This window comes from Leisingera sp. ABM4_060, from assembly GCF_056158765.1.
In genome coordinates this window covers 2,836,748-2,855,007 of sequence record NZ_JBSWTX010000001.1, presented here as the reverse complement: position 1 = coordinate 2,855,007, position 18,260 = coordinate 2,836,748, and the positions used below count along the sequence as shown (strand labels likewise).

The 18,260-nt window shown below is 64.5% G+C and carries 17 protein-coding genes; 13 read left to right on the top strand and 4 right to left on the bottom strand.

Annotated features, from left to right (window positions below; genetic code table 11):
- Positions 1-19: 19 nt before the first annotated feature.
- Genes ACXAEH_RS13635 through xrtT form a run of 4 tightly spaced genes read right to left on the bottom strand, consistent with a single transcriptional unit; the run spans position 20 to position 5,763 of the window.
- The gene (locus ACXAEH_RS13635) at positions 20-1,546 is read right to left on the bottom strand and encodes a histidine kinase dimerization/phospho-acceptor domain-containing protein (RefSeq protein ID WP_475033511.1); all 1,527 of its coding nucleotides are present in this window, start codon (positions 1,544-1,546) and stop codon (positions 20-22) included.
- Positions 1,543-2,277 (bottom strand): response regulator transcription factor, encoded by a 735-nt coding sequence (locus ACXAEH_RS13630; protein WP_475033509.1) that lies wholly within the window; start codon positions 2,275-2,277, stop codon positions 1,543-1,545. The genes ACXAEH_RS13635 and ACXAEH_RS13630 overlap by 4 nt, the downstream gene beginning before the upstream one ends.
- An 11-nt stretch (positions 2,278-2,288) precedes the next feature.
- Positions 2,289-4,319, bottom strand: a complete 2,031-nt coding sequence (locus tag ACXAEH_RS13625; protein ID WP_475033507.1) for a VIT and vWA domain-containing protein — start codon at positions 4,317-4,319, stop codon at positions 2,289-2,291.
- Between the two features lie 22 nt (positions 4,320-4,341).
- A complete protein-coding gene (xrtT, locus tag ACXAEH_RS13620) occupies positions 4,342-5,763 on the bottom strand; it encodes an exosortase T (RefSeq protein ID WP_475033505.1) in 1,422 nt (473 codons plus the stop codon).
- Between the two features lie 170 nt (positions 5,764-5,933).
- Here xrtT and ACXAEH_RS13615 point away from each other — a divergent pair, with 170 nt between their 5' ends.
- The 13 genes from ACXAEH_RS13615 (at position 5,934) to napA (ending at position 18,258) form a co-directional block, all read left to right on the top strand.
- Complete coding sequence (locus tag ACXAEH_RS13615) at positions 5,934-7,061, top strand: MHYT domain-containing protein (protein WP_475033503.1); 1,128 nt, start codon at positions 5,934-5,936, stop codon at positions 7,059-7,061.
- A 127-nt stretch (positions 7,062-7,188) separates the two neighbouring features.
- Entirely contained in the window at positions 7,189-8,043 is an 855-nt protein-coding gene (locus tag ACXAEH_RS13610) for an FAD binding domain-containing protein (RefSeq protein ID WP_475033501.1), read from the top strand.
- Positions 8,044-8,056: 13 nt separating this feature from the next.
- The gene (locus tag ACXAEH_RS13605) at positions 8,057-8,551 is read left to right on the top strand and encodes a (2Fe-2S)-binding protein (RefSeq protein WP_475033499.1); all 495 of its coding nucleotides are present in this window, start codon (positions 8,057-8,059) and stop codon (positions 8,549-8,551) included.
- Complete coding sequence (locus tag ACXAEH_RS13600; RefSeq protein ID WP_475033498.1) at positions 8,548-10,965, top strand: aerobic carbon-monoxide dehydrogenase large subunit; 2,418 nt, start codon at positions 8,548-8,550, stop codon at positions 10,963-10,965. The genes ACXAEH_RS13605 and ACXAEH_RS13600 overlap by 4 nt, the downstream gene beginning before the upstream one ends.
- A 104-nt stretch (positions 10,966-11,069) precedes the next feature.
- Positions 11,070-11,945, top strand: coding sequence for an AAA family ATPase (locus tag ACXAEH_RS13595; RefSeq protein WP_475033496.1), 876 nt, complete (start codon positions 11,070-11,072; stop codon positions 11,943-11,945).
- On the top strand, positions 11,942-13,120 hold the full coding sequence (locus ACXAEH_RS13590) for a vWA domain-containing protein (RefSeq protein ID WP_475033494.1): 1,179 nt from the start codon (positions 11,942-11,944) through the stop codon (positions 13,118-13,120). Before ACXAEH_RS13595 ends, ACXAEH_RS13590 begins: the two co-directional genes overlap by 4 nt.
- Positions 13,117-13,917, top strand: coding sequence for an XdhC family protein (locus ACXAEH_RS13585; RefSeq protein ID WP_475033492.1), 801 nt, complete (start codon positions 13,117-13,119; stop codon positions 13,915-13,917). Before ACXAEH_RS13590 ends, ACXAEH_RS13585 begins: the two co-directional genes overlap by 4 nt.
- On the top strand, positions 13,910-14,047 hold the full coding sequence (locus ACXAEH_RS13580; protein ID WP_475033490.1) for a hypothetical protein: 138 nt from the start codon (positions 13,910-13,912) through the stop codon (positions 14,045-14,047). The genes ACXAEH_RS13585 and ACXAEH_RS13580 overlap by 8 nt, the downstream gene beginning before the upstream one ends.
- A 13-nt stretch (positions 14,048-14,060) precedes the next feature.
- Entirely contained in the window at positions 14,061-14,510 is a 450-nt protein-coding gene (locus ACXAEH_RS13575; RefSeq protein WP_475033488.1) for a CoxG family protein, read from the top strand.
- Between the two features lie 300 nt (positions 14,511-14,810).
- Positions 14,811-14,960 (top strand): periplasmic nitrate reductase, NapE protein, encoded by a 150-nt coding sequence (gene napE, locus ACXAEH_RS13570; protein WP_039128533.1) that lies wholly within the window; start codon positions 14,811-14,813, stop codon positions 14,958-14,960.
- A gap of 12 nt (positions 14,961-14,972) precedes the next feature.
- Entirely contained in the window at positions 14,973-15,488 is a 516-nt protein-coding gene (napF, locus tag ACXAEH_RS13565) for a ferredoxin-type protein NapF (protein ID WP_475033486.1), read from the top strand.
- Complete coding sequence (locus tag ACXAEH_RS13560; RefSeq protein ID WP_475033484.1) at positions 15,485-15,763, top strand: chaperone NapD; 279 nt, start codon at positions 15,485-15,487, stop codon at positions 15,761-15,763. Before napF ends, ACXAEH_RS13560 begins: the two co-directional genes overlap by 4 nt.
- The gene (gene napA / locus ACXAEH_RS13555; protein ID WP_475033482.1) at positions 15,760-18,258 is read left to right on the top strand and encodes a nitrate reductase catalytic subunit NapA; all 2,499 of its coding nucleotides are present in this window, start codon (positions 15,760-15,762) and stop codon (positions 18,256-18,258) included. Before ACXAEH_RS13560 ends, napA begins: the two co-directional genes overlap by 4 nt.
- Positions 18,259-18,260 lie beyond the last annotated feature (2 nt).

Sequence of the window (18,260 nt, the reverse complement as noted above, 5' to 3'; positions counted from 1 at the left end):
GGCGGGCAGGGAGCCTGGGTCAGGTAAAGCGGATTTCGAAGACGGCCCCATGGGGGGCTGCAACCGGGGTCAGCGCCGCGCCGTAGCCGTCAAGCACAGCGGTCACGATTGCCAGCCCCATGCCGGTGCCGCCCGCATCACGGCGGGTGGTAAAGAACGGATCCGCCAGCCGTGGAATATCGCTTTCGCTCAACCCCTCGCCGTCGTCCGAAATCCGCAGCAGCCCGCTGTCATACTGCAAATCCAGCGCCGTGGCCCCATGGGCGCGGGCATTTTGCGCCATATGGGCCAGGATGACCTGGCCATGCTCTTCCGACAAAGGCACAAGCCCGTCTCCGGGAGAAACGATCCGGACCGACAGCCCGTCAATCGCAGGCAGCATGTCTTGCAGGCGCCCGGGACCTGATTTGCTGGCCTGGCGCAGCTGCGCCATCTCGCGCAGGCCGGTCAGCAGGGTGTTCATGCGGGCGGCTTCGCTGCGGATGTTGTCCAGCAGCCTGTTCCGGTCTTCAGCAGACAGGGCAGGCTCCGACAGCAGCTCGGCGGCGCCGGTGATCGAGGTGACCGGCGATTTCAGCTCGTGGGTGACGTGGTCGGTGTAGGTGGCGATTTCGCGCGACCGGCTATGCAGCGTGCCGGCCATCGACAGCATGCTCTGGCCCAGCTCGGCCAGCTCGCGTACCCCGTAGTGCTGCAGCGGCTGCGCGGGCGGCTTGCCGCCCTCGGCAATGGCCCGCGCCTCATCGCGCAGGCCGCGCACCGGGCGCGACATCAGCCGCAGCATCAGATAGCCGGTCAGCGCAGCGCCAGTGAGGGTGAACAGCGCCATGATGATCAGCGCATCACGCTCGCGGAACAGGAATTTGCTGAGGTTCAGCGGCGTGCGCGACAGCAGGATCACGCCGATCACCCGGCTGTGCGACAGCACCGGGTAGGCGACAAAGACCCGGTATCCGGTGTCGCGGCTGAGCGAGGCCAGCGGGTGGCGGCCATAGGCGTCGTCGCGGGCGCGCAACGCGGTGCCAAGCTGTCCGGCCAGCGCCGCCTGCACCTCGGGCAGGGCGGCATGGGAGCGCAGCCCCTCTTCGCCGGTGCCATTCCCCTCGTGATCCAGAAAGATCACCCCGGCCAAGGTGCTCTTGCCCGCGGCCCGGGCCATTTCGATCAGCGCAGGCAGCAGCGCCTGGTGGCGCGGGTCGGGCAAGGTACCGGCCGCATCGCCGGCGGGCATCGGCGGCAGCACAGGGTCGCGGCGCAGGTTGATGCTGGCCCGCGCCGGGCGCAGATCGCTGGCCCAGAACTCAAGCACTTCCTTTTCGGGAATATTGCCAATGCTGCGGCCACTGGCGGCTTCAAAGCGGCTGCGGTAGATTTCGGCATAGATGGCGCCCTGCTGCAGCAGGGCCTGCTCGGTCTCGCGCACAAACTGGCTGGAGGTCAGCCGCACCGTCAGCATCGCCGCCAGCGGGATCGAGACCAGCGCGCAGCAGACCATCGCCACCACCAGGGCCATCGACGGGCGCCATTTGCGGTGAACGCGCCTCACCCCGGGCACGTGCAGGCGCCCAGTTTCACGCCGACGCCGTGAACGGTGGTGATGACGTCGATGCAACCCGCCTGCGCCGCCTTGGCACGGATGTTGCGGATGTGGCTGTCGATGGTGCGGCCGGACATGGTGGAGTTTGCCCCATAGACCGCTTCGATCAGCACATTGCGGTCATGGACCTGAGACGGATGGCGCAGGAGCGTTGCCAGCAGCTGGAATTCGGTTGCGGTCAGATCGATAGCGGAGCCGCCGACGCGGCAGGCGTGCCCGCTCGTGTCCAGTTCCAGTGCCCCGTGCTGCAAGGCTTGCGGCTGCGCCCGGCGGCCGCGGGCCAGGATCGCCTTGATCCGCAGCACCAGCTCGCGCGGGCTGAAGGGTTTGGCGACAAAATCATCGGCTCCCAGTTGAAACCCCAGCACCCGGTCGATCTCGTCATCCTTCGCGGTCAGGAACAGCACTGGCAGGTCCGAGCGCGCCCGGATTGCCTTGCAGCATTCAAACCCGTCCATCTGTGGCATGCCTATATCCAGCAGCACCAGGTCTATGGGGTCGCGCCCCAGATGTGTCAGCGCGTCCTGGCCGTTGGCGGCCTCACTGGTGCGCATGCCGGCACCCTGCACGGCGATGCGGATCACGTCGCGGATCTTGGGGTCGTCATCGACGATCAGGATATGCGGTTCCATGCCCGGTTTTTCGCAAGCGGTTTTCGCGTTGTCCACCAGAAGCTGCATCAGCGGCGGTCCTATGCCCGCCGGGCCCGACGCGGGCGCAGGCCCAGCAGTGTCATTGCCGCAACCAGCGCCAGGCCGAGGATGGCTTCGGGCTCGGGTGAGGAGGAGCCCGAGAACCCCTGCGACGGGTAAGCCTGTGCAGTCACACCTGAAACCATCGGCAGCGGAACAGTGGCGGCCCGCGCGGTCTGGCCGGTGCTGTTCACAACTTGGCTGGACACGGCGACAAAGGAGGTGTTGCGGGTTTGCAGGGCGTACTCCAGGCCCAGGTGGGTAATCTCCTTTTCGGCCGCTCCAGAGCGGTCGCCGACAGCGATCTGGCGCTCCAAGGTGGCGATCCGGTTGCGGGCCCAGACCAGCGGCAGTGCGGCGTTGCTTGCATCATCAGTCAGGGTCAGCTGCACCGGCATCTGCGCGGGCCGCCCTTGCACCAGCCCCTTGAGCAGGATCTGCCCCTTCTGCGTGCCTTTGTAGCGGGCATGGATTCGCAGGCTGCTGCCGGCGAAAAGGTCAGGCAGACGCGAAGGTGTCACCTCGGAGACCTCCAATCCGCCCCAGTCCACCTCGATATCCGTCAGGAGCGGTGTCTTGAGGTTTGCGGCCAGAACTTCGGCCGCTTCCAGCGCGTCCTCGTCCAGCCCGACATGGCGGGAGTAGCCGCGGCCTTCCTCTGCCATTGCGTCCAGCAGGTAGCGGTTCACTGAATTGCCGATGCCAAAGGCATAGATGCGGGCCTGGCCGATCTGCTTGCGGATGGTGCGCAGCACCCGGGCCTCATCGCCGATATAGCCGTCCGACAGGAACACCACGATGCGCATGGCATCTGCCGGGCTGGCGGTCGCGAATGCGGTGCGGACGGCATGGTCGATCTCGGTGCCGCCGCCGGCGGACAGGCGCGAGACGAACTTACGGCCCTTGCGGATGCTGGCGGCAGTCGCCGGGGTGGCGATGTCCGAGAAATGGCGGGCGGAGCTGGCAAAGGGGATGATGCGGAAATAATCGCCGGGACGCAGGTCCTGCAGTGCCGCGTCCATAAAGCGTTTGCTGGCGGCCATCGGCTGGCCGGACATCGAGCCGGAGGTGTCGAGAACAAACACCAGTTCGCGCGGGGTGGCGGTGGCCTCATCGGCAGCGGCAGGCGGTTCCACCAGCAGCGACAGGAAACTGCCGCGTGCGTCCTGATGCGACAGGGCAGCGGCCTGCAAATCCTCTCCGCCCAGTTCGTAACGCAGCACCAGGTCGCGGTTGTCCAAAACCTTGCCATCTGCGAAGGCAGCGATCAGGCCGGCTTCATCTTCTGTGGTGGTCAGCGGATGGGTTGGGCTGTGAAAGCCAGAGACCTCAACACCGCTTTTCAGGGTCAGGTCCAGCGACACCCGCTCAGGCGTGACTGTCTCCGGCAGGTCGAGGCCTGCGACCTGAGGATAGGCGGGCAGCGGGTCCACCGACCAGGTGGCATTTTCCAGCGGGGCCTCTTCTGCACGCGCCGATTGCGGCTCTAATCCGGGGCTTTGATAGCGCGGACCGACGATCAGCGGCACAACCAGTTCGTGCTGGCCGTCGATCTTGGGCACCATCTGAACATAGCGCAGTGTCACCTCCACCGGCAGGCCTGGCATCAGGTTGGCAATGCGCTGAGTGAACATGTTGGGACGGTGCTGGGTCAGCAGCGCGGCGGCCTTGCCTTCCTCTGCAGCCCGCTCAAATTCTGCCTCGGCCTGAGCCTTCCTGCGGATCACCGCTTGCACGGTTTCCTTTCCCACCTGCATCACCATTCCATAGACCGCTGCGTGCTGGTTCAGCGGGAAGAGATACTCCGCCTCCACAGGCACGCGCGCGGGGTTTTGGAAGGTTTGGCGCACCTCGACCGTGGCCATGTCGCCCTGGATGCTGACCTTCAGCGCGCTGTCCACAAGCGGCAGGTCAAAGGTCTCGCTGCCGGCGCGGGCCACCACCCGTCCGCCCAGATCATCGCGGGTGGGGTCGGCATGGGCAGCAACGGGCCAGATGAAAACAGCCAGAAAAATCGTCAGGATACGCATGGATCAATCTCCTTATGGAAAGTCACAGATCAAGGGCCGCCAGCACCGCGGCCTCATAGGCGGCGCGGTCCGGTTCGGGCATGGAATGCGGGGTGATACGCTGCACCGACTGCCAGACGCGGGAAGAGCCGTTAAGCCAGCTCCACACTGCCTCGCCCACCCCGGCAGTGCGGGCGCCATCCTGCGAGACAAAGCTGACGGCCACATGCCAGACGCGGCCATCGGGGCCGGTGGCCTCATAAACCGAGGTCGGCAGCGGCTCGAACCTGGTGCCGAGGAAGCGCACGCTGTAGCCCATGCCCAGAAGGCAGGTGGCGGGCGAGTGCAGATGGCGCAGCGGCGAGGCGGTGCGCACAAGGTTCACGCCCATCGGGCCAAACTGCGCCTTTTGCGCGGTGCCGCCATAAGAGGCGAAATAAGCGCGCTCCATCTCTGACAGCGCAACAGATTCACCGCGCTGGCCCAGCAGCTGGCCCGGCAGTTCGGCTTGGCTGACCGGGGCAGACCGGTCCAGCGGCTGGCGCGGTGCATTGACCACGGCGATGGCAAAGCCAAGCGCCACCACCGCCGCCGGGAAATGCAGCCTGTCAGGGATGGACAGCGCGGGCATCATCCGCCGCCCGGCAGGCGCGGGGCGGGGGCGGTAGAACAGCAGCACCGGCAGCGCCGCAGCAGCCAGGGTGCCCAGCCCGATACCGGTGTGCAGCGCCGGCGCCATCGTGTCGATACCATTGGCCAGCCCCGCCGCCAAAAGCGTAATCCGCAGCCCGTTCCCCAGCACCGCCACGCAGGCAATCGCAAAGCCGCCCAGCAGTGCATGGGGCAGGGCGGGCCGGTAGATCACGTTCAAAAAGGCCCAGAGGCTGACCAGTTGCAGCAGGCCCGAAGCGCCGGAGCAGGGCAGGTCCACCAGCACGTCCAGCCCGTTCAGCCGCAGCCGGACGCCCTCGCAGGCCAAATCCGAAAAGAACGGCGTCAGCATTGCACAGGCCACTCGGGCTGAGATCATCTGCAAAGGGAAACCCGCCACCCGCTCAAGGACTGGCGCCAGCGGCAGGCAGAACAGAAACAGCACTGCCAGCCACAACGGCGACAGCGCAATCCGGCGCTGATCCAGCCGCAGGAACGCCGCCAGTGCAAAAACGTCCACCGCCAGCGCCAGCGCGCTGAGGATGTTGATGGCCAGCATTTGCCCGGCCAGCCGGACACAGGCCGCAGCCAGAAACAGCACCAGAACCCGCGCCCGCCGGTCCTCGCCGTTTGGTGCCGAGCTGGCCAGCGACACGGCGGCCAGCCCGGCCAGCAGCAAGCCGTAAAGCCCGCCGTCGGATTGGTAGGAGGGATCGTGCCAGCTGTCTATCAGCCAGCGGACCGGTTCAATGGCCAAGAGGGCCGATGCGGCGGCAAGGCCGCTCCAGAGCAGGGTATCACGTTTTTGTTCCATGCCGCCTTGTTGCAGGCGGATGTGCATCTCAACCGGTCAAGTTGTGCAGGGTTTGTGCAGAACCTGCCCTGCTGCGGGGGCCGATGGGACCGGCCCCAATCTGTCCCTCTGGAGGGTGATCGCGACAGGTTTATTGCAGGGCGCTGTGCGAGCGGCTAATGATTCCCGCCATGCAAGTCCTGGACTACACGCATAACCAAGGGCTGGTGGCCGCTTCCTTTTTCGTTGCGCTGGTGGCGGGGTTCACCGGGCTGTCGCTGACCAAGGGATTGTCCGCGCGTTCCTTCGTGCAGCGGAAGCTGGCGATTGCTCTGTCGTCCGTGGCGCTGGGCGGCGGCATCTGGTCGATGCATTTTGTGGCCATGCTGGGGCTGCAGCTGCCGATCCAGTTCTATTACGACTCCGCCGTCACTCTGGCCTCGGCGCTGGTGGCGATCCTGGTGGTCGGCGTGGCGCTGTTGATCCTGCATTTCTGGCAGCGCACCCGGATGACCCTGGCGCTGGCGGGTACCACGGTGGGGCTTGGGGTGCTGGCGATGCATTACATCGGCATGGCCGGGCTGGAGCTGTGCCGCGCGCTCTATTCGCCCAGCGGCATCCTGATGGCGGTTGCGGCCTCTTGCGTGCTGAACATCGCGGCGTTCTCAATCGCCTATGGCGAGCGCAACCACCGCAACATTCTGCTGGGCACGGCCGGTTTCGGCCTTGCCGTCTTCACGGTGCATTTCATTGCCATTGCCGGCACCAGTTTCATCCCGCTGGAGGTGACCAATCAGGTCGGCCCGCTGATCGGCAACGAAACCCTGGCCATTGGCGTGGTGCTGACCAGTTTTGCCCTCTGCGGGGCGTTTCTGCTGACCGGGGTCACCTATCTGAAACCATCCCAGGCCGCTCAGGCAGAGCCGCAAGAGGGGGTGGCCTCACTGCCCGCCGCCCAAGCAGAACCGGAAGCTGAGGCATCCCCTGCGGCGCGGCAGATCCCATATGAGCAGGAAGGCCGCACTCAGTTCTTCAGCACCGATGCGGTGGCGGCAATCCGGGCCGAGGGGCATTACACCCATCTTTACACCGCCGCAGGCCAGCATTTCTGCAGCTGGTCGATCACCGAGGCCGAGCGGCGGCTGGCGCAGACGGATTTCATCAGGACCCACCGTTCCTATCTGATCAATCCGGCGCATGTCAGCGGCTTTGTGCGGCTGAAGGACAACGGCGTCTGCCACTTCGATATCCCGGGCCTCGCCAAGGTGCCGGTGTCGCGCTCGCGGCTCAAGGACGTGCGGGCGGCGTTGGGCGTCTAACGTCATCGCATCTCGTGCGCGCCTATTCGCATTTCGTGCAGGAAACTGCGAAAACCGTTGAAATCCCCGGGCCTTAACACGCCGTGGCAGACAGTCTCTTCCTCAGCCAGTTGAGGGAGGACAAGCGATGATACCAGCGGCGTTTGAGTATCACAGACCGGCGGACATGGCCGGCGTGATCGCGCTTTTGGAAGAACACGGGGATGATGCGAGGGTGATGGCGGGCGGGCACAGCCTGATTCCGATGATGAAGCTGCGCATGGCCGAGATACCGCATCTGATCGACCTGCAGGATGTGGCGGGTTTGAAGGGCATCACCATTGCGGACGGCCGGGTGACCCTCGGCTCCATGGTCACCCAGCATGAGCTGATCCAGCATGACGGGCTGGCGGACGCTGCCCCGATCCTGCGCGAGGCAGCGCTGGTCATTGCCGACCCGCAGGTGCGCTACATGGGCACCGTAGGCGGCAATGTCGCCAACGGCGATCCCGGCAACGACATGCCGGGGCTGATGCAGTGCCTGGATGCGGAGTTCACCCTTGCTGGCCCCGATGGCGAACGCACTGTGTCCGCCCGCGACTTCTATGAAGCGGCCTACATGACCGAGCGCGAGGATGAAGAAGTTCTGACGGCGATCAGCTTTGCCGCGCCGTCGGGCGGTTACGCCTATGAAAAGCAGAAGCGCAAGATCGGTGACTACGCAACGGCCGCCGCTGCGGTGATCCTGCAGAAGGACGGCGGCACCTGCACCGCGGCCTCCATCGCCATGACCAACCTCAGCGATGTGCCGGTGTGGTCGGAGGCGGCAGGTGAGGCCCTGACCGGCACCGCCGTGGACGCGGCCGCCGTGCAAGCCGCCGTCCGGGCCGTTCTCGATGACATCGACCCGGTCGAGGACAACCGCGGCCCGGTGGCGTTCAAGCGCCATGTGGCCGGCATCATCCTGACCCGCGCCATCCAGCGCGCCTGGGACCGTGCCTGAGGGAAGATTGGACATGAACAACAAGATGCATATCAAACTGAAGGTGAACGGCGAGGACCGCGAGTTCCTGGCCGAACCGCGCGAGCTGCTGATCTATGCCCTGCGCGAACACCTGGATCTGACCGGCCCGCATGTGGGCTGCGACACTTCCCACTGCGGTGCCTGCACGGTCACCGTGGACGGCAAGTCGGTGAAATCCTGCACCATGTTTGTGGCGCAGGCCAACGGCGCCGAGATCACCACCATCGAAGGCATCGGCCAGCCCGACGCTTTGCACGTGCTGCAAGAAAGCTTCCGCGAGCATCACGGGCTGCAATGCGGCTTCTGCACCCCGGGCATGATCACCCGTGCCACCAAGCTGCTGGAAGAAAACCCGAACCCGACGGAGGAAGAAATCCGTTTCGGCATGGCCGGCAATATCTGCCGCTGCACCGGCTATCAGAACATCGTGAAATCGATCCAGGCTGCGGCCACTGAAATGAACTCAGCCAAGGAGGCCGCGGAATGAACGATATGACCCCCGACCGTGAAGACCGTTCTGCAAACCTCAAGGGCTTGGGATGTTCCCGCAAGCGGGTGGAGGACGTCCGCTTCACCCAGGGAAAAGGCAACTATGTCGATGACGTGAAGCTGCCTGGCATGCTGCACGGCGACTTTGTGCGCTCTCCGTATGCCCATGCGCGGATCAAATCGATCAACACCGAGGCCGCCATGGCGCTGGACGGTGTGGTGGCCGTGCTGACCGCCGAAGATCTGGCGCCGCTGAACCTGCACTGGATGCCGACCCTTGCGGGTGATAAACAGATGGTTCTGGCTGACGGCAAGGTGCTGTTCCAAGGCCAGGAGGTGGCTTTTGTCGTGGCCCGCGACCGCTATGTGGCCGCCGACGCGGTGGAGCTGGTCGAGGTCGACTACGAAGAACTCCCCGTCCTTGTCGACCCGTTTGAGGCGCTGCAATCCGAGGTCGTCCTGCGCGAGGATCTGGAGCCCGGAGCCGACGGCGCGCACGGTCCCCGCAAGCATCACAACCACATTTTCCTGTGGGAAGCAGGCGACGAGGAGACCACCAGCCAGGTACTGAACGACGCCGAGGTTGTGGCCGAAGAAACCATGTACTACCACCGCACCCACCCCTGCCCGCTGGAAACCTGCGGCTCGGTGGCGTCGATGGACAAGGTCAATGGCAAGCTGACCCTCTGGGGCACCTTCCAGGCGCCGCATGTGGTGCGCACCGTGGCCTCGCTGCTGTCCGGCATCGAAGAGCACAACATCCGGGTGATCTCCCCCGATATCGGCGGCGGCTTTGGCAACAAGGTGGGGGTCTACCCCGGCTATGTCTGCTCGATTGTCGCCTCCATCGTCACCGGAAAGCCGGTGAAATGGATCGAGGACCGGATGGAAAACCTGATGTCCACCGCCTTTGCCCGTGACTACTGGATGACCGGCAAGATCTCGGCCACCAAGGAAGGCAAGATCACCGGGCTGCATTGCCATGTGACCGCCGACCACGGCGCCTTCGACGCCTGTGCCGACCCGACCAAATACCCGGCGGGCTTCATGAACATCTGCACCGGCTCCTACGACATTCCGGTGGCTTACTTGGGCGTCGATGGCGTCTACACCAACAAGGCGCCGGGCGGGGTCAGCTACCGCTGTTCCTTCCGGGTGACGGAGGCGGTCTATTTCATCGAGCGGATGATTGAGGTTCTGGCGATTGAACTGAACATGGATGCGGCTGAGCTGCGCCGGATCAACTTCATCAAGAAGGAGCAATTCCCCTACACAGCCGCTCTGGGCTGGGAATACGACTCCGGCGACTATCACACCGCCTGGGACAAGGCGCTGAAGACCGTCGAGTATGACGCGCTGCGGCAGGAGCAGGCGGAGCGCATCGAGGCCTTCAAACGCGGCGAGACCCGCAAGCTGATGGGCATCGGCCTCAGCTTCTTTACCGAGATTGTCGGGGCAGGTCCGGTCAAGAACTGCGATATCCTTGGCATGGGGATGTTCGACAGCTGCGAGATCCGCATCCACCCGACGGGATCGGCCATCGCGCGGCTGGGCACCATTAGCCAGGGCCAGGGGCATGCGACCACCTTTGCCCAGATCCTGGCCAGCGAGACCGGCATCCCCGCCGACAGCATCACCATCGAGGAAGGCGACACCGACACCGCACCTTATGGTCTTGGCACCTACGGCTCGCGCTCAACCCCGGTGGCGGGGGCCGCGACGGCTCTGGCAGGCCGCAAGATCCGCGCCAAGGCGCAGATGATCGCGGCCTATCTGCTGGAGGTCCACGACGACGACGTGGAATTCGACGTCGATCGCTTTGCGGTCAAGGGCGCGCCGGAGCGATTCAGGACCATGAAGGACATCGCCTATGCCGCCTATAACCAGGCGATCCCTGGCGTGGAGCCGGGGCTGGAGGCAGTCAGCTATTACGATCCGCCGAACATGACCTACCCCTTCGGCGCCTATGTCTGCGTGATGGACATCGATGTTGATACCGGCGTGCCGGAAATCCGCCGTTTCTATGCGCTGGATGACTGCGGCACCCGGATCAACCCGATGATCATCGAGGGCCAGGTGCATGGCGGCCTGACCGAAGCGCTGGCCGTCGCCCTGGGGCAGGAGATTGCCTATGACGACCTGGGCAATGTGAAAACGGCGACGCTGATGGACTTCTTCCTGCCCACCGCCTGGGAGACGCCGAACTACGAGACCGACCACACGGTGACCCCCTCGCCGCATCACCCGATCGGTGCCAAGGGCGTGGGTGAAAGCCCGCATGTGGGCGGCGTGCCCTGCTTTTCCAATGCGGTGCAGGATGCGTTCCGGGCCTTTGGCCTGCGCCATACGCATATGCCGCATGACCATTGGCGGATCTGGAAGACCGCCAATGAGCTGGGCCTGCATGGGTAATGGGTTTCGAACCGGCATTGCCTGGTTCGGCCAGCCGGAGGGAGCCAGCCCCCTCCGGACCTCCCCCGGGATATTTTGAGCCAGAAGAAGAATGGATCCTTGTTGTGACACATGGTGAGCTGAAAGAGGCGTTGGCCGCCCAAGGCTATGTTGCCGGAGAGGACCTCGCGATGGCGGTGCACCTGGCGCTGGCGCTGGGCCGCCCGCTGCTGCTGGAGGGAGCCGCTGGGGTTGGCAAGACCGAGGTGGCGCGGGTGCTGGCGGCGGTTTTGGAGACGCAGCTGATCCGGTTGCAGTGTTATGAAGGGCTGGACGCCGCCCAGGCGATCTATGAGTGGAACTATCAGCGCCAACTGCTGGCAATCCGGGCTGCGGCGGAGGATGGCGAGACCGGGCGGGGGGTGGAAAGCCGCATTTTTTCAGAAGAGTTCCTGCTGGAACGGCCGCTTCTGAAGGCGATCCGGCAGGAGACAGCTCCGGTCCTGCTGATCGATGAGATTGACCGCGCGGATGAGGAATTCGAAGCTTATCTGCTGGAAGTGCTGTCGGAATTTCAGATCACCGTGCCGGAGCTGGGCACCATTTCAGCCACGTCCCGCCCCGTGGTGATCCTGACCGCCAATGGCACCCGCGACCTCAGCGATGCGCTGCGGCGGCGTTGCCTCTATGCCCATGTGGACTATCCGGATCCGGCAGCCGAGCTGGCCATTTTGCAGGCCCGCTGCGCTGGGATCGAAGATCATTTGGCCCGGCAAATCATCGGCTTCGTGCAGGCTCTGCGTAAGGAAGAACTGGAGAAAACCCCAGGCATTGCCGAAACGCTCGACTTTGCGGCTGCGCTGATGGGGCTGGGCGTGGCTGACCTGACCGATGATCCGCAGCAGCTGCTGGCGACCCTGACCGCTCTGCTGAAGACCCAAAGCGACCGCGCAAACATCACCACCGAGGTTGCCCAGCGTCTGGCGGGAAAAGCGGCATGAGCCGGGTGACGAAGTTTGCGGCCCGCGACCCCGGGCCTGCGGCGCGGATGGCGGGCTTCATGGCGCATCTGCGCGCCAATGGGCTGCGCCTGGGAACGGCAGAAACCCGGACGGCCCTGGAGGCGCTGGCTTGTATCGGCGCCTGCAATGCCGATGACTGTTGCCGCGCGCTCAAAACCGTCTGTGCCGGCAGCGCTGAGGATGCGGCCCAATTCGGCGATCTGTTCGACAGTTTTTGGCGCAATGGCGGCCGCGTGTCTTCCAAGGCTGTGCCGGTGCCATCGCCGGATATGTCCTCGGTTCATTCTTCGCGCGAGGCCAAAGGCGAAGACAGCGGCAGCGGCGGCAAGGCCAGCACGCCGGACGGCAGCGGCGGTGCAGCAGAAACCGGCGGCGAGGGGAGATTGGCTGCCGTCAGCTCTCGCAGCCTGATGAAGAAGGACCTGCGCGATCTGGTGCAGAAGGAAGACATCGCCGCAGCAGAAGCCGTGGCCCGCCGCCTGGGGGAGGCACTGCGCGACCGGCGCGCGCGCCGCCGCAAGGCCTCCCGCAAGGGCAGCGGGCTGCATCTGCGCAGGGTGATCCGCAGCAGCCTGTCCACGGGTGGCGAGCCTCTGCGCCTGTACCGGAAAACCCGCCCGGACCGGCCGGTGAAGGTTGTAGCCATCTGCGACGTTTCCGGATCGATGACGCTGTACGCCCGTGTTTTTCTCGCCTTTTTGGCTGGCCTGATGCGCGCTGATCCGGCCAGCGATGCCTATCTGTTCCACACCCGCCTGGTGCGGATCACCGATGCGTTGCGCGATAAGGATGCCTTGCGCGCGCTGGGCCGCCTGTCGGTCATGGCGGAGGGCTTTGGCGGCGGTTCAAAGATCGGCGCGTCGCTGGACCACTTCTCACGCAGCTACGCGCGCCGCTTCGTGGACGGCCGCACCGTGGTTCTGATCTTGTCGGACGGCTATGACACCGATCCGCCTGAACTGCTGGGCGCGGCGCTGGCGCGGTTGCGCAAGCGCGGCTGCCGGATCATCTGGCTCAATCCGGTGAGAGGATGGGCCGGGTATCAGCCCATCGCCCGCGGCATGGCCGCCGCCCTGCCGTATCTTGACCTGTTCAGCGCGGCAAACCGGCTGGACGACCTGGCCGCCCTCGAACCGGAGCTTGCCCGGCTATGACACCTGCAGAACTGACAGACCGGGATCTTGCTGCCGTGACCCAGGCGCTGCGCACTGAAGGGGCGCCCTTTGCCATTGCCACGGTGATCCGCACCGTGGGCCTGACCGCGGCCAAGCCCGGGGCCAAGGCCGTGCTGCTGGCGGATGGAGAAATTGCCCATGGCTGGGTGGGTGGCAGCTGTGTGCGTTCCGCTTTGGCGCGGGCGGTGAAACAGGCAGTCGCAGAGAGGCAGCCGCAGCTGATCTCACTGAAACCGCAGGACATGCTGGAGGCCGAAGGCATCACCCCGGGCACCGAACAGGATGGTACACGCTTTGCCAGGAACGGCTGCCCGTCAAAGGGCTCGCTAGACATCTTTGTCGAACCGGTGCTGCCGTTGCCCGAACTGCTGGTCTATGGCGCGTCGCCTGTGGCGGAAGCGCTGAAAGCGCTGGCAGCGCAGTTTCAATGGGCGGTGGCAGCGGGCAGCGCAGATGCGGCCCCTGCAAATGTGCCTGACGGCAGCCGCCGGATGATCGTGGTGGCCACCCAGGGCAAGGATGATGCCGCCAGCCTGCGCAGGGCCCTGAATGCCGGGGCGGAATTCATCGCCTTTGTCGGCAGCCGCCGGAAGTTCGCCTCTCTTTCCGAAAAACTGACCGCGGAGGGACGCGACCCCGCGCTTTTGGCCGCCGTCCATGCGCCGGCAGGGCTGGCCATAGATGCCGTCACCCCGGAAGAGATTGCCCTCTCGATCCTGGCGCAGCTGACACAGGTGCGGCGCCGGCGCCAGCGCGGAGACCAGAGTGATGCCTGACACCAGCCGCCGCCTCCGAAACTCCAAACCTGGCGGGCTGCTGGCCCGCTTATGGCGCCGCCTGACGCGGGTTTCGCTGTCCAAGGAACACGCCGAGCTGCTGTCCAAGATCAAATTCCCCTGTTGCTGAGAAGGAACCGCATATGGAACTGAACGACGAGATCATCATCGACGCGCCGATGGCCCGGGTCTACGAGGCCTTGAATGACCCGGAGATCCTGCAGCAATGCATCCCGGGCTGCGAAGAGCTGATCATGCATTCCGGTACTGAGCTGGAGGCCAAGGTTGTGCTCAAGGTCGGCCCCGTGAAGGCGCGGTTCAGCGGCAATGTCGCGCTGGACACCTCGGGTGCGCCGGATGCGTTTTCGCTGTCCGGACAGGGCAATGGCGGCGCAGCCGGCCACGCCAAGGGCGCCGCCGATGTGACGCTGGAGGAAGCGGACGGCAAGACAGTGCTGAAATACACCGCCAGGGCCGAGATCGGTGGCAAGCTGGCACAGCTGGGCAGCCGTCTGATTCAGAGCACGGCCAAGAAACTGGCAGCCAGGTTCTTTAAGAAATTTGCAGAGGTTATGGCACCGGCAGAGGCCTGATTGCGGCTCTGCCAAAGCGGATATGGCCCTGCATTGCCTGGCGGCGGTGCAGGGCTGGCTACATTGTGACGGGGCCGGGCCGCTGCGGTCTTGGCCAGGAACGTTAACAATTTCAATTTCTTGAATATTTCTATTATCAAAAACAACCGCCTAGTATATGATTCAGATCAATGTGCCCCTGCGCGGTCCTGCGCATTCTCCGGGCAGCGAAGCAACGCTGCCATGAAGACACGGAATCACTGAAGGTTCTGTCCAGTCAGCCTTGCTGCGCCACTTTTGCAGGAGCCAAGGAGGACAAACATGTCCGAACAGCCAACAAAAGCCGAAGAGCGGAACACCTTCCTGTTCCTCGCCGTGGTTCTGGCGCCAGTCCTGGCGGTGGGAATCGTTGGCGGCTACGGCTTGATCATCTGGATTTCGCAGATCTTCCTGGGCCCGCCTGCTGGATAAGAGACCCGGACGATGCCAGCGAGTGCCAGCACAGCCCCCTCGCGCCGCGCCTTCCTGACCGGCCGCGTCGCGCGCCCCAAGCCGCAGTTCCGTCCGCCCTGGACGGATGAGGACCGGGTGCAGGATCATTGCACCAGCTGCAATGCCTGCGTGGAGGCGTGCCCGGAACAGATCATTGAATTCGACAGCCGGGGCCGTCCGCGGATCAATTTCCGGGGCGGCGAATGCAGCTTTTGCGCGGCTTGCGCCGAGGCCTGCCCGGAGCCGGTTTTCGACCTGCTGCAGCCGCAGCCCTGGCCCGTCACCGTAACCATCGGAAGCGATTGCCTTTTGGCGGCAGGCATCAGCTGCCAGCTCTGCACCGACAGCTGTGATCCGCGCGCCCTTCGCATGGATCTGTCAGCCCGTCCCGTCGGCGCCATCCGGATCGACTCAGACGCCTGCACGGGCTGCGGCGCCTGTCTTGCCACCTGTCCCAATGATGCCATCGCGATCCGCGATCCACGCCAGCAAAGGAGCCACGCGTGACAGAAGAGCTTCACATTTCCAGCCTGCTGGTGCGCAGCAACCCGGCCTGCATGGAGGCCGTGCTGGAGACCATCACAACCATGCCCAACGCCGAGATTTCGCAAACCGACCCCTCGGGCAAAATCGTTGTTCTGTTCGAAGCGGACAGTGACCGTGCCATCGGCGATGCCCTGGCAAAGATCCAGCTTCTCGACGGAGTTGCCAGCGCGGCGCTTGTCTTCCATCAGGCCTGCGATGCCCAGGACCTCGCCCTTCAAGAAGGAACCCTCCAATGACCGGAATCACCCGCCGAGACGCCATCAAGGCGCAGGCCGCCGCCGCTGCGGCGCTTGCTGCCGGGCTGCCGATCCCTGCCGCCGCGCAGAACCTTGTCACCGACGCCGATCTGACCCAGCTGAAATGGTCCAAGGCGCCCTGCCGCTTCTGCGGCACCGGCTGCTCGATCATGGTTGCCACCAAGGCCGGCCGCGTGGTCGCCACCCATGGCGACACCCAGGCAGAGGTCAACCGCGGCTTGAACTGCGTCAAGGGCTACTTCCTCTCCAAGATCATGTATGGCGCCGACCGCCTGACCACACCGCTGCTGCGGAAAACCAATGGCGAATATGACAAGAACGGCGAATTCACCCCGGTGAGCTGGGATGAAGCCTTTGATATCATGGCCGAGAAATGGAAGAAGACCCTGGCCGAGAAAGGCCCCGAGGGCATCGGCATGTTCGGCTCCGGCCAATGGACCGTCTGGGAAGGCTATGCCGCCTCCAAGCTGATGAAGGCGGGCTTCCGCTCCAACAACATCGACCCCAACGCGCGCCACTGCATGGCCTCGGCTGTGGGCGGCTTCATGCGGACCTTCGGCATCGACGAGCCGATGGGCTGCTATGACGACTTCGAGAACGCCGACGCCTTTGTGCTGTGGGGTTCCAACATGGCGGAGATGCACCCGATCCTGTGGACCCGCATCACCGACCGCCGCTTCAGCCATCCGCACGTCAAGGTGGCGGTGCTGTCGACCTTCACCCACCGCAGCTTTGACCTCGCTGACATCCCGGCGGTGTTCACCCCGCAGACCGACCTGGTGATCCTGAACTACATCGCCAACTACATCATCCAGAATGATGCGGTGCATAAGGACTTTGTCGCCAAGCACGTCAACTTCCGCCGCGGCAACCAGGACATCGGCTATGGCCTGCGCCCGGAGCACCCGCTGGAACAGGCAGCGGCCAATGCCGGCAAGGCAGGCGGTTCCGAAGAGATGAGCTTTGAGGAATTCGCTGAGTTCGTGTCTGAATACACGCTTGAAAAAGCGGAGGAAATGTCCGGCGTTCCCGCCGCAACCCTGGAAAAGATCGCGCAGCTTTATGCCGATCCGGACACCAAGGTCATGTCGCTGTGGACCATGGGCGCCAACCAGCACACCCGCGGTGTCTGGGCCAACAACCTGCTCTACAACATTCACTTGCTGACCGGCAAAATCTCCACCCCCGGCAACTCGCCGTTCTCGCTGACCGGCCAGCCCTCGGCCTGCGGCACCGCGCGCGAGGTGGGCACCTTCTCGCACCGCCTGCCTGCCGACATGGTCGTGAAGAACCCCGAACACCGCGCTTATGCCGAAAAGATCTGGAAACTGCCCGAGGGCACCATTCCGGGCTGGGTCGGCTCCCACGCGGTGAAGCAGAACCGCGACCTGAAAGACGGCAAGATCAACTGCTACTGGGTGCAGGTGAACAACAACATGCAGGCCGCGCCCAACATGATGGAGGAAGGGCTGCCGGGCTACCGTAACCCCGACAACTTCATCGTGGTGTCGGACGCCTATCCGACAGTGACAGCGGAGGCCGCCGACCTGATCCTGCCCGCCGCCATGTGGGTGGAAAAGGAAGGCGCCTATGGCAACGCCGAACGCCGCACCCAGTTCTGGTACCAGCTGGTCAATGCACCGGGCGAGTCCATGTCCGACCTGTGGCAGCTGGCCGAGTTCTCCAAGCGGTTCACCACCGATGAGGTCTGGCCGGCCGAACTGCTGGACGCCAACCCCGAATACAAGGGCAAGACCCTGTTCGACGTGCTGTTCGCCAATGGCAAGGTCAACAAGTATGAGCTGACCGAGAAGGCAAAGGAATACGGCAACCACGAATCCGAGGACTTCGGCTTCTACATCCAGAAAGGCCTGTTCGAGGAATACGCCGAATTCGGCCGCGGCAAGGCGCACGATCTGGCGCCGTTTGACACCTACCACGAGGTGCGCGGGTTGCGCTGGCCTGTGGTGGACGGCAAGGAAACCCAGTGGCGCTTCAAGGAGGGCTCCGACCCCTATGTGACCCCGGGCGCGGATTACGAATTCTACGGCAAGCCCGACGGCAAGGCGGTGATCTTTGCCCTGCCCTATGAGCCGCCGGCCGAAAGCCCGGACGCCGAATACCCGATGTGGCTGGCCACCGGGCGGGTGCTGGAGCACTGGCACTCCGGCTCGATGACCCAGCGGGTGCCGGAACTGTACCAGGCCGTGCCTGACGCGCTCTGCTACATGCACCCGGACGATGCCAAGGCCCAAGGGTTCCGGCGCGGCACAGAGGTGCGGATCATCTCCCGGCGCGGCGAAATCCGCACAAGGGTTGAGACCCGCGGCCGCAACAAGCCGCCCAAAGGCTTGGTCTTTGTGCCCTGGTTCGATGCGCGCCGGCTGATCAACAAGGTCACGCTGGACGCCACCGATCCGATCTCGAAACAGACGGATTTCAAAAAATGCGCAATCCGTATCGAAGCAGTGTGAGG